14 protein-coding genes are annotated in these 12,308 nt (G+C 42.0%); 3 read left to right on the top strand and 11 right to left on the bottom strand.

Translation table 11 applies throughout. From position 1 onward, the window contains the following. Positions 1-98: 98 nt before the first annotated feature. Positions 99-1,004 carry an alpha/beta hydrolase gene (locus ACR1R9_RS12320; RefSeq protein WP_433923576.1) on the bottom strand — a complete coding sequence of 302 codons (906 nt, stop codon included), beginning with the start codon at positions 1,002-1,004 and terminating at the stop codon, positions 99-101. A gap of 289 nt (positions 1,005-1,293) precedes the next feature. On the opposite strand from ACR1R9_RS12320, the gene ACR1R9_RS12325 reads away from it, so the two are divergent. Together ACR1R9_RS12325 and ACR1R9_RS12330 are read left to right on the top strand one after the other, a co-directional pair. After that, positions 1,294-1,875: a TetR/AcrR family transcriptional regulator gene (locus tag ACR1R9_RS12325; protein ID WP_076288519.1), complete on the top strand. Its 582-nt coding sequence runs from the start codon at positions 1,294-1,296 to the stop codon at positions 1,873-1,875. Between the two features lie 24 nt (positions 1,876-1,899). After that, a complete protein-coding gene (locus ACR1R9_RS12330) occupies positions 1,900-2,526 on the top strand; it encodes an HXXEE domain-containing protein (protein WP_433923575.1) in 627 nt (208 codons plus the stop codon). Positions 2,527-2,728: 202 nt separating this feature from the next. Here ACR1R9_RS12330 and ACR1R9_RS12335 read toward each other — a convergent pair whose 3' ends face one another. The 10 genes from ACR1R9_RS12335 to ACR1R9_RS12380 form a co-directional block, all read right to left on the bottom strand. Next, positions 2,729-3,709 (bottom strand): SDR family NAD(P)-dependent oxidoreductase, encoded by a 981-nt coding sequence (locus ACR1R9_RS12335; RefSeq protein WP_433923574.1) that lies wholly within the window; start codon positions 3,707-3,709, stop codon positions 2,729-2,731. A 168-nt stretch (positions 3,710-3,877) separates the two neighbouring features. Then, positions 3,878-5,101, bottom strand: coding sequence for an RNA polymerase sigma factor (locus ACR1R9_RS12340; protein WP_433923573.1), 1,224 nt, complete (start codon positions 5,099-5,101; stop codon positions 3,878-3,880). 205 nt (positions 5,102-5,306) lie between these two features. Next, complete coding sequence (locus tag ACR1R9_RS12345; protein WP_433923572.1) at positions 5,307-6,713, bottom strand: PQQ-binding-like beta-propeller repeat protein; 1,407 nt, start codon at positions 6,711-6,713, stop codon at positions 5,307-5,309. A 196-nt stretch (positions 6,714-6,909) separates the two neighbouring features. After that, a complete protein-coding gene (locus tag ACR1R9_RS12350) occupies positions 6,910-7,449 on the bottom strand; it encodes an NADPH-dependent FMN reductase (protein ID WP_433923571.1) in 540 nt (179 codons plus the stop codon). Between the two features lie 4 nt (positions 7,450-7,453). Further along, positions 7,454-7,915: an Rrf2 family transcriptional regulator gene (locus tag ACR1R9_RS12355; RefSeq protein ID WP_433923570.1), complete on the bottom strand. Its 462-nt coding sequence runs from the start codon at positions 7,913-7,915 to the stop codon at positions 7,454-7,456. 6 nt (positions 7,916-7,921) lie between these two features. Beyond that, positions 7,922-8,812, bottom strand: a complete 891-nt coding sequence (murB, locus tag ACR1R9_RS12360; protein ID WP_433923569.1) for a UDP-N-acetylmuramate dehydrogenase — start codon at positions 8,810-8,812, stop codon at positions 7,922-7,924. A 113-nt stretch (positions 8,813-8,925) separates the two neighbouring features. After that, positions 8,926-9,282: a HesB/IscA family protein gene (locus ACR1R9_RS12365; protein ID WP_310852982.1), complete on the bottom strand. Its 357-nt coding sequence runs from the start codon at positions 9,280-9,282 to the stop codon at positions 8,926-8,928. A 45-nt stretch (positions 9,283-9,327) separates the two neighbouring features. Then, complete coding sequence (locus ACR1R9_RS12370; protein WP_076288511.1) at positions 9,328-9,666, bottom strand: hypothetical protein; 339 nt, start codon at positions 9,664-9,666, stop codon at positions 9,328-9,330. Positions 9,667-9,716: 50 nt separating this feature from the next. After that, positions 9,717-10,022: a winged helix-turn-helix transcriptional regulator gene (locus ACR1R9_RS12375; protein WP_076288510.1), complete on the bottom strand. Its 306-nt coding sequence runs from the start codon at positions 10,020-10,022 to the stop codon at positions 9,717-9,719. A gap of 33 nt (positions 10,023-10,055) precedes the next feature. Next, positions 10,056-11,459 carry an MFS transporter gene (locus ACR1R9_RS12380; RefSeq protein WP_433923568.1) on the bottom strand — a complete coding sequence of 468 codons (1,404 nt, stop codon included), beginning with the start codon at positions 11,457-11,459 and terminating at the stop codon, positions 10,056-10,058. A 165-nt stretch (positions 11,460-11,624) separates the two neighbouring features. On the opposite strand from ACR1R9_RS12380, the gene ACR1R9_RS12385 reads away from it, so the two are divergent. Further along, a complete protein-coding gene (locus tag ACR1R9_RS12385; RefSeq protein WP_072732814.1) occupies positions 11,625-12,284 on the top strand; it encodes a helix-turn-helix transcriptional regulator in 660 nt (219 codons plus the stop codon). Positions 12,285-12,308 lie beyond the last annotated feature (24 nt).

Genomic DNA, 12,308 nt, shown 5'->3' on the forward strand with positions numbered 1-12,308 from the left:
AAACGTTTATATTTATAGTAATCTATTGAGAGTTCAACGTAATTACGAAGAAGGACCCTTCCATTTGAGAAGGGTCCTTCGATTTATGTGAACTATGACTATTGTAAATTTGCGGAAGTAACATCCTTCCAATGTTTATTCGTTCCTATTTCAGCATGCTTTCCAACAAAGGCCGTTCTTGCGTCCGAATCATTCATTAATTGATATCTCATCCATGCTGTCAGATAACCTCTATGCTGCCCGCCATCCTGCTCTATCGCTGTATGTGCTGCGCCTTTAGCCATGGCCATTAAGACCGGAAGAGCCGGATTGGTATTCTCCAACGCCAATTTGTTGGAATCTGACGGGGAGATGATGAAATCTCGGGTTCCCCCTATAACAAAAAATGGTACCTTCAGCGCTGATGTATCATACACATCCTCTGGATCACAATATTTCAGATCAGGCAGAGCAATCGAAACTACCGTTTTGATGAGATCCCCGTTCTCAAAATTGGTATGAGCGTTAATCACACCTGTTGATCCCTGGGAATGCCCTGCCGCACCGACCTGATCTTTTTGAATCCTGTGATAGAACGGGCTGACCGTCGCTTCATTTTCACTAAGCATATATTCTATCGCAGCCATAATTTCTTTTCCTGTACCTGTGGTTTGGCTGTATGTATCTATGACAATAAATCCCCAACTGGCCAGGTGTCTTAACAACTGATCATAATTGTCAGGTAATGCCCCCGTTCCATTGCCCCAAGCGATGAGCGGGTGCAAGACATCCGTTGATTGCGGAGAATAAACCCTGTAGAGCTTCTCGCCTTGTTTGTCCTTGATCTCTAGCGTATCTACCTCGTACGTGCCGGGCAGAGCATATTTTCCTTCAACACTTCCGGCTTCAAAAGTAGCCGCTACCGAATTTACGAGGAAGAAGGATAGTACGCAAAATGCAGCGATCAAAATACCGACAACACCCGTTATCCATAGAAACCACTTGCTCCGAATTACTCTTTTCACTTGTGGCACACAATCTCCTCTCACATTAAAGCGGTATTCGTACGTAAAACATACCACAGGTATAGCACTTTTTGTTTAGAGATATTTTTGTTACATCAACCTTTCCGCATTTCATAGTAAAACACCACGAAAAACTGCACATGTCTTCATAAAAAGCCTTCGATATGATGTTTCTTAGTTAATGGTCAATAATCCAAATGTATGACTTGCAATATTAGGAAATCGTGCTAATATAAATTCAAACACTGTTTAAAACATTGTTTGAATAACTTTATTGGAGGTTTTACATATGGAACCAGACAAGAAAAGTGAAACAAAAGAAAAGATTATGCAAGCCACACTGGAGTTCACCAAACAAAGTGGATTTGAAAGCATCACCATTCGAAAAATTGCCGAAGCCTCTGGCACAAATGTATCCCTGGTTAATTATTACTTCGGCTCCAAAGAAAATTTGATCAGTGAATCTATTAAAATGATTCTGAGTAGCTTTCAGCATACCTTTGTTATACTCGATGAATTATCTATTCCCGCCCGAGATCGATTAAAGCAATTCTTAATGGATTATTTACAAGTCATCCGTGAATATCCCGAATTGTTATCCAGAATTATTCTTATGGGTTCAGCAGATTTCTCATCTCAACAGGAATACGGTTCATTCTTAAATTTATTGGGGTTCCCCAAAGTTCAAAATACGTTAAAAGAGATAACCGGAGAGCAACAACCGGAACGACTGACCACAATGATGACGCAAGTTTTCGGGGCGCTTTTTCTCCCGGCACTTATGAGTCCTATTCTGGAAAAAGGAGCATCTGTGAAGATTGCTCCGATAGAAGCACAAATTGACTTGCTCTTTGAAAGATACTTTCATTAAACAACATTGATGGAGGCGATTCAGTTGAACATGTTAAGAAAACATTGGCAAGACTTGGGATTGATCATTGCATGCCTTGTATGCATTTATCTCATCTTGGATTGGGGAACACTTCCGCGCATTAACAGCATTTTGTGGTTAAGCTTTATTGCCATACTCCTGCACCAATTTGAAGAATATCGATGGCCGGGTTACTTTGCAGGATTGTTTAATAAAGCTCTGTTCCAAAGTAAGACACCTGAGAGATACCCGTTAAATCAGCAGTCAGCCATGATTATTAATCTGATTATCGCCTATGTGTTTTATTTACCGCCTGTATTCTTCCCTTCCATTGTATGGCTGGGTCTGGCACCTGTATTAATGGGTTTTTTCCAGATTATCTGGCATGGCATCTTCGCCAATATAAAGGCAAAAAGTATATATAATCCCGGATTATTTTCAGCGATATTTCTGCATTTGCCAATTGGAATCTGGTACATTAAAAGTGCCTATGAACAGAATATGTTAACACCAGCAAATTGGATGTGGAGCACCATTTATTTTATCGTAGCTGTCTATGTTTTAATTGTTAAAGGCAATATGTGGCTGAGAAACAAAAACTCCGTTCATTCTTTTTCACAGAAACAATTAGGATCTTATACTAAAAAATAAACCTGTGACTTCAATATAAAATAAACGCATCGAGTCTAAGGATTTGATGCGTTTTACGTTTCTCTTTTGAAATGATTAAGTTTCTAAATCTTGAACTTTATTTTAAAACATCTTTTGCACAGGATGCTGTTCACGAAGGGCATTTCCAACACAAAAAAAGCCGCCATTTCAGGCGACTTTCCTCGTGAACAGAAAACAGATCTTAAGAGATTGGTAAATCCGTTTGAGTCAACTGGGCGGAAACTTCCCATAGACGACGGGCTTGCTCAGGATCGATAGCATAGTCCTTGACTCCAAAGAAGGCTCCATCCGCAGGAGCTGGCTCACTGATGTCACAATCCTCGCAATACACGCCACCTTTTCCCTCAAGTTGCGGAGATGTCGCTGCCCATACTTGCGTTGCTGCCCCTTGCTCTGGCGTTTTAAAGTTTGGATTGGCAACTTGACCAGACTCATCAATCCAGCCCAATGCGATCATTTCCTCTTTCGGCATATGTCGTTGCAGCGGCGTCAGAATTCCACCCGGATGCACAGAGAACGCACGCACTCCCTGATCTGCACCACGTCTATCCAGTTCAACGCTAAACAGAATGGTTGCTGTTTTGGACTGTCCGTAAGCAGGAAACTTTTCATAGCCGTTCTCAAATTGCATATCGTCCCAGCGAATTGGTGAGAAATGATGTCCTGTTGATGCAACAGATACAACCCGTGCTCCTTCCTCACTTACGAGTGCCGGCCATAATAAGTTAGTTAGTGTGAAATGTCCAAGATGGTTCGTAGCAAATTGTGCTTCCCAGCCCGGCCCTACGCGAGTCTCTGGACAAGCCATAATCCCCGCATTAAGGATCAACATGTCGATACTCTGGTTGCTTGACAGAAAACGATCGGCAAAAGCACGGACACTGGTGAGATCTGCGAGGTCCATTTCATCGATCTCTACACCAGCTAGCCCTGTAAGAGCCTCTTTGGCGATGGCTGACCGACGTGCGGTTACAACAACCTTGGCTCCAGCACGAACGAGTGCACGTGTAGTCTCCAGTCCCAATCCGGAATATCCACCTGTAACGATAGCAAGTTTCCCGGATAAATCCGTGTTATTCAACACTTCCTCAGCTGTCGTGCGATGGTTGAATCCGGAACCTATTTTATGTTGTGAGGTTTTTGGCTTATTATCCTGGTTCATCAAAATAATCTCCTTCCAGATGTGTCTTCTTCAAGTTTACAACTTAAAGTGTACTCTAAGTCAAATATGAACGAATTCCTCTACCTCAATGCTCCAAGACTTTACGAATACAAAAAAAGCCCGATTTATCACCGAGCCTATAAACAAAAGTATAAGGTTGTATTTCTATTATATTTCTATATACTTCACCCATTGCTCATACAGTTCAGTCTCACTACATTGAAAGATCCCTTCAAAATCTTGAGGATTACGAATCAGTTTGTTTAATGCCTCTATCCCGTATCGCTCAACCACAAATTCCACCATCATATAAGAGAACTGAAAACCTTTCATCGTTTCAAAATCCCACGTATCGTTATTTAATTCATCAAAAGATGGAATCGACTGGTTACGAATATTATCTTCCGTTGATCCTTTAATGAAATCTTGGGACATCTGTTTAGCTTCATATCCACCAATGCCCTGTCTGATCCATTTCGGAGCTGCAGGATTAATATCGCTGATTAGCCACATGGCGAACAAGTGGACTGTGCCTTTCAGAATGGATTGATACGTATGCTCCGGTCCCGGCTCCAATGGAGAGACAATTTTCAGAGTACGCCCTTCATATGTGCCCATAAACCAATTCGGAGCATCTGTTTCGCCGACAGCTTGATGGAACGTTGGCAGATCAGGATAAATTTCAATAACTACCTTTTGTGATGGATGATGTTTATATTTGGTCGACACTCGTTCAACACTATTGTTGAGCTCATCGAACAAATCTTGATGCACTTTCTTCGTACGATCATTCGTATCTTGGTTTTCACCTTTATTTACAATGGAAATCAGGTCTTGAATAGACATGATGGCAATATCCCCCCACTCTTTCAGTTCTTTTCTTAATTTCTCCAAAGCCCGGTACAGTCTGTTCTTTACTGCACTTTCCCGTCGTCCAACAATCTTGGATATTTCGGGCAAGGTGCAGTCAACGAAAAAGCGTAATGCAATAATTTCCTGATCAATCTCATCCAGCTTTTGTAACGCAGAGCCAATATCAATGCGAATATCAACATGTTTCGTAAATTCAAGAGAGATCGATTGCGATTCATAATCTGTAAAATCATAAGGAGATTCTTTTTGTCGCGATAACCTGCGATATTCGTTCTTCACCGTGTTCTGAGCAATCTTAAAGATCCAGGTGAATAAATTAGAGCTTCCTTTAAAGCTGTGAATATTTTCGACTGCTTTCAAAAATACCTGTTGGGTCAAATCATCTGCAACCAACGGATTCAATTTCAGTGAGAAGTATTTGCTGATTCGTTGACGATATTGCTCATACATGTTCTCAAAGATGGCGATGCTGTCCTGTTCATCCGGATAAACAGGTTTCGTGTCATGAGCTCCTGACATGGTGGGGAACCTCCTCTTGATTTACATTTAATTAGACACCGGAGGAAGCAAAAAAGCCACGCATGAGAAAAAATAATTTTTGACTTTTTGGCCTCTTTAGTATGAATTCTGCTTTTATGAAGATGAAAAACAAACAAAGGCAGCCGATCACACTGACCGGCTACCTTTGTTCTTTTCTTTTATGGAAGCACAACTCAGTCTTTGCTTATCTCAGCGATGCGGGCAGCTTTACACCGAGGAGTTTACCCTCCGCCTGTATTATGATCATACCATCTGTCTTCAGCGTCGCTTCGTGTAAATCTGCCCCGGTGGTTACCCGAAAGACGGGTGTAGCAGTCAACATATTAATTCCGAACATTGTTCCGTTACGCTGCGTTCGGTACATTCCTTTGCCGTACACGCTAATTTGAGCAACAGGGGCGTCGCCATACCACTTGATTTCCTGACCATTCACCAGCTTGATACCCGCTAGTTCTCCCGTTGTTTCATTTTTGTATATCAGCCTTTCCTGCACGATACCAAGCGACAGCCCGTTTTCTTTATAAAAAGGGCGCGGATAAGTCCGAAGAGGATCTGCATTAGCTATATATTTGTCAAAGTTGTATTCCGCCACCCGATCTCCTTGTTCAATGTATACCTTTCCATTGCTTGCAAATACACTCCCATACCCATAGTCATACGGTGGATCACCATTCATTTTCCAGTTATATTCAAGGCTCCCCTTTTGTACGCCAGTCTTGAGGTTATAGGCATTCACACTCACTTTACGTTCCGGTTTTGATTGATATTCTGTCAGTTTGGAAGAATGATAATCAACCGAATACACGAGACCGTCTTTAATTTGAAGTGCTTCTCCTTGACCGAAATCGTCCCATAACTTTTTGCCTGTCTTCTTGTCATATGCATTTAGTTGAATGGACGTAAGTGCCCCCTGTACATAAAAGGTTCGAAGCACGACGCCATTAGATTCCTCCAGGTAGTCGGTACCGTTTCCTTCACCAAGCGGCTCGTCAGCCCTCCACTTCAGCTTGCCCGTCTTCATATCAAATGCAAATGTTGTACTGCCTTGGATAATATAAAGCGTATCGCCCGTTGGAACTAACATTTCTGTACGATATCGTGTATCGATCCAGGTGGATGAGCCTGATTGCCAAATCGCTTTTCCTGTCTTCGCGTTCAAAGCATAAGGCTTATGCTCCCCAGTAAGACCGTAAATGACGTTATTATGGTAAACAACATAGGGTTTTAATCCTTTTCCGTAAGACCATAGCCGTTTGCCTGTCTTTGCATCCAATGAGATCAGTTTTCTATCAGCGAAAGTGAATACCTTACCCTCTTCTGCTACTGCCTGATGACCAATATAAGGTTCGTTCATATTCAAATAATTGTCCACCTTTGCAGTCCAGGAAGGCTTAAGTTCTGGTACCGAAATCCCCATGTAGGAATACCAGTTGCGTACCGAAACATCAGGTGCGTCTGCATGTGCTTGAGACAGAATAACGGCGTTCCCCCCCAGAGCAAGAAGCCCCACAGCTGTAAAGCTTGCGACGATACATCGGAATAGTTGACCTTTCAAATTCGTAAACGGTCGATTCTTTTTCGTTTTGAGCATAATACCCTCCATTGTAATAGTTTCTACATTAGTTACCTTAATAGATGTGTATTTCTTGAGAGAGCTATCGTATCTATAATCTTTATGAATATAACGCATTGAATTGCTTAATAGTTATACTCTTGTTATGAGATTTATATTGAACTTAAAACAAAAAAGCCGCCAAATTGGCGACTCCTTGCTTATTTCAGCGGGATCAAGCTTTTAATTGAGTCTGCATGAAGACCAGCTCCTCAGCCAACTTTTCCAGACGACTTAAGGCTTCAGTATCTTTAATGTTATTCTCAGCATCAAAATGATCACTATTCAGATATACATAGCTTGGGGCGACATAAGAGCGGAAAAAGCCGGCAATCGGTTTTAATTGATTTTCCACTACCAAATAATGTTGATAGGTGCCACCGGTTGCTAGAAAACCCATCACTTTATTGTAAATACTCTGCACAGGCAGAAGGTCGAATACATTTTTCAGTACGCCTGTCAGAGAGGATTGATATATTGGTGTGCCGATCACGTAAAAGTCAGCATCTATCAATTTTTGAACCACCGACTGGGTGTCTTCATTGTAATCCTCCAACTTGCGACCATCGCAAAATTCGATCCCTTTATAATCTCTTAAATCTATGAGTTCAACTTCAATTTCTGGATGATTATTTTTTACGAATTGGAGTACAGCATCCACACCTACTGGTGTCTTTGATCCAATCAGTGACCCGGACAATCCGATTAATTTCACAACATTAACCTCCAATGATTTCTTCTTTATCATCAAACGATTCCACGTTTCCCAACGCACATTCCTTCATCACATGAAGCATACTGCCTAGGGTGATTTTTTCTAACTGCTGCATTAACTGTTTTTCACTTTCTATGAAAATGTTCACGAGCTGAATATCTACCTCTGCTGTTAAATTCCCTTTTGTCATCATGGATGGTTTGGGGGTCTGAAGCGGTTTGGAAGATACCAGGGTGTACACATCTTTCAAGGTTATCTCATGCGGGTCTTTGGACAAAACATAACCACCGTCTATACCTTCTTTTGACTTAACGTATCCCACTTTTTTGATCGAGCTAAGGACTCGGCGTATCCTTGCCGGGTTCACCCGAATCCTTTCAGAGATCTGAGTACTGGTTAACTTCTCATTTTCATGTGAACTAAGGAGAACCAGAATATAGATGACAACACTTAGCTCACTGTTCATAGCAGCCTACTCTCCCAAAATAATGACTTCCGTCTCCAATTCAATATTAAATTGATCACGCACTGTTTTTTTAATTAATTTGATTAATTCCAAATAATCCTCAGCAGTGGCGTCATCTGCATTAATGATAAAACCAGCATGCTTCTTGGAAATTTCTGCTCCCCCAATGCGAGTGCCTTGTAAGTTACATTCTTGAATGAGTTTTCCAACATAATGTCCCTCTGGACGTTTGAATACACTTCCGCAAGAGGGAAATTCAAGCGGTTGTTTGGATTCCCTTTTAAACGTTAAATCCTGCATGGTACTCGAGATGTTATCCTTGTTCCCTGGTTTAAGCTTAAATTCCACTTCAAGTATGATGTAGTGATCCGTTCGGAAGATACTGTTTCGATAACCAAGCTGCATGTCATCTCGGACCATGTTAAGCAGCTCTCCATGTTTAGTAACCACTAGCGCTCGTTCAACGACCTCATCTATCTGACCACCATAAGCTCCTGCATTCATATATAAAGCGCCACCTGTACTTCCGGGTATCCCACATGCAAACTCCAGACCTGTTAAGCTGTTATCCAAAGCTGTACGTGACACATCAATAATGTTGGAACCGCTCTGCGCTACAATCTTGTCACCATAGACTTTAATCTGATCAAATTGGCTCAGAGAAAGCGTTATTCCACGTACGCCCTGATCTTTGATAATGACATTTGATCCTTTTCCAATGACCGTCAGAGGTATTTGATGTGTTTTTGCAATGTTAATCACGTTAATAATTTCTTCTTTCGTTGTAGGATGGATAAGTATGTCTGCTTTACCACCCAGTTTGATATACGTGTGGTCTTTTAATGGCTCATTCCATTTCAATTTTTCCAAAGGTATGTGATTTTCAAAAATATTCATGACATTCTCTCCCTGAGTTGAAAAGACATGATTGCACGATCGGCCAATAGAAAGCTCCTTCATTGTATGTTTAATATGAGATATTGGTTGAAAATATTCCGTCATCCTGACAATTAATCACATTTTTTGACCTCACCACGGTAATTCGCCAATCGGAAGCTGGCCCCGCATCCACATGAAACTTTTGCATTAGGATTATTCATGGTGAATCCCCCTAACATTCCACTTTCTTCGTAATCAATCTCAAGTCCTTCAATATATGGGACCGAATTGGTGTGAACCAATATACGAAACACACCTTTATCTAATAAAATATCCCCTTCTTCTTGCTGTTCATCTACGATAAGGTTATAGGATAAACCACTGCATCCCCCCTCATCCACCCCGACCCGAAGGAAAGAATTCTGGGTATCCGCACTTGCCAGGATTTCAACGATTTTTTCTGCTGCTGCTTCACTGACCTGAATCATTGTTATACCTCCTTGGAGCGTATTTTTTGGCTAAGCTGTTGCTTTTCAAACGCAGCCCATTAAAATCTTAATGATTTCTTCAGGACTCGTATATGCATTAAAATAACGACAACCTGTTGATTGCAGATGGATAGGAATATCCATAAGTTCCAGCGATCCGCTATACAATATCACTCGATATTTCTCGGGAAATTGTTCTATTAGCAGCTCAATATTGTCCACATTCATATCTACGATGATCACAGAATTATCCGGAAGTTGATCCATGTTGCCGATCACATCACGAGTAGCCTCCAGTACATGTAACGACGGCTCGGTTTGAATCAACAAACTTAAACTTTTAACAATGTGATGCGTATCTGATAGGATTAACACATGGTTCATTCAGAAAACCTCCGGAAAAAATGATGGCAATCGCAGGATATTCCATTGCGTTAATTCATATTTGTAGTAAACCATTCCATCAAACAGGGTATGAAAGCAGCTAGAGCGGCCCCTTTGGGTGTAAGTTCATACATGATCTGTATGGGATGTGTTCGAACTTTTCTCTTCACCAACTGATCATCCTGAAGACCTTTTAATCGTTTGGATAGGATCGCTTCTGAGATGGAAGGCACATTTTCGTAAATCTCGCTGAATTTCTTAGGACCTTGCGAAAGAGTACATAGGATATGGATCGTCCATTTCGTCCCAATAATACGATAGGCTGTGAAAAGTTTCTCGGTATCCGAAGTCAACATCGTACCATCACACCTTCCTTGGCTTACCCCCGTTTATTTGTTTTTCACACCCAACGATTGCAGTCCCGTTCTTATTTGGTCTGTTACTGGAGCAATCCGAGTACTGGCAATCAAACTCAAGACAATCAACAACAGATGAAAGCCCATCGTTACGATTAATCCTGATTGCAATGACATCCCGCCAACTTGACACACCACCAGGATGGAACCACCGATTCCGATGACTACGCCCGGTGTAAACGAATCTGCAAATTGCAGATTTGCCGAGGTTTTGCCAACGCCTTCCTCTCCTGTTTGGGAAAACGCAACAACACCGCTAATCGGATGTGCTAATCCAATGCCTATTCCAGCTATGATCTGGCCTATAACCGCTACGGTAACGGTCACAACAGGAACCCAAAATACGATGGTAATTCCGATGGCAAGCAGGAAAACACCAGTAATAATTCGTCTATGACGTCCACGACCCTGATCTGCCGAGTCCCAACGACCTTGCAAATAAGCAATGACACACCAGCTCAGTGCAGCGCTTGCTACAATTAAACCAGCCTGAGAAGGTGTAATGCCTTTGACCTCAATTAAAGCCAATACCAAGAAATTTTGTGTACTGGTATAAGCAGCGAAGAACAATCCACGCGTAGCGAGTATAGCGGGCATACCTCTTCGCAAAGCAAGGGTTCCCTCCGGCAGCAGTTTGCGCAGTGGGTATACCATCAGTACTCCCCCGATAAGGACAATAACAAATCCAATAATTGACGGAAGCTTGCCAAGTCCCACTAATAAAGTCCCCGTACCTATCGTTAATAGCAGTGCCATCCAAGTTGCGGCAGATCCATTCGCCCCTTGGGCAGGCTGTGATTTTAATTTCGTAAATGCAGGTAAGCTAAGGAGTGCTGAAATCAACAAGATTGGTAGAATCCCCCAGAACACAAAGCGCCATGACCACTGATCTGCAATAAGGCCTGCAATGTATGGACCAAGCATGGACGGAAGAACGTAGGCTGTACCGAATGCTCCCAGTATTTTGGCGCGTAATTCGTCCGGATAACTTAAGGAAATGGCCGTGTACACGCAAGTCATCATAGCTCCAGCACCCAAACCCTGCATGGCCCGTGACGCGATCATGGTGTACATATCTCCTGCAGTTGCGGCTGCGACCAGCCCGACAATAAACAATAGAAGTGCGAGCGTAAATGGTACTGCAGGTCCCCTTCTATCAATAATCCGACCAACAACCAAGGTGCCTATAATCTGTGCAAGCAAATATGTACTGAATATCCAGCCGAACAGGTTAAGACCGTTCAGGTCTCCAGCAATTGAAGGAGCAATTGTCGTTACCGACAAACCTTCAAATCCAACAGCCATCACTGACAATATAATTCCTATGGATAATGCAAAATAACGCGGACTGAAAATACTTTGAGAATGGGACGACATGATATGGGACCTCCAAGAGAATTTTATGTATACACCGTATCCGGATACTTAGTAAACATTTTACTTTACAAAGTTTAAACTACAGTTCGCCTTTGACTTTGTCAATGTATTTGTTTAAAATGTATGAAATAATGAAGATTCAGTTGCTTAAAAAGGAGGTTCACCATGAGCCGGGATCAAACGAAAAAGGATGCCTCAACCAGTACCCGAAAAGCAATCATTAACCTGCTTAAACAGCAAGGTGGAATGGATGTTGTGGCACTCTCCTCCCAATTTGCGTTATCTGGAATGGCTATCAGGCAGCATTTAAATGCACTGAAAGAAGAAGGATTGGTTACTTTCGAAGAAGAGGCTCGTCCCATGGGTCGACCAACCAAGCTATGGAGATTAACCCCCGCTGCTGATCGTTTTTTCCCTAGTGGATATTCGGAGTTATCCGTCAGTCTGATCAATTCCATGAAAGAAGCTTTCGGAAATGAAGGACTGGACAAGCTGCTCAGTGTTCGGAATAAAAATATGCAAGAACAATATCTTCAGTACATTGGTGATGCATCCGGCGTGAAGGAAAGGCTGGAGAAACTGGCTGAAATTCGAACAAATGAAGGCTATATGGCCGAGGTTAAGGATCAAGGCGATGGTAGCCTCTTATTTATAGAGAAGCATTGTCCCATCTGTGAAGCTGCAGCAGTATGTACCGGCTTATGTAAGAATGAATTGCATTTATTCAAAACGGTTCTGGGGGATCAAGTTCATATTGAACGTGGAGAGTATATTTTGGCTGGAGGAAGAAACTGCATATATACGGTTAGAGAATATCATTCGTAACCAAACAAACTTGCATAAACAAAC

This window comes from Paenibacillus taichungensis, from assembly GCF_050994985.1.
GTDB lineage: Bacteria > Bacillota > Bacilli > Paenibacillales > Paenibacillaceae > Paenibacillus > Paenibacillus taichungensis.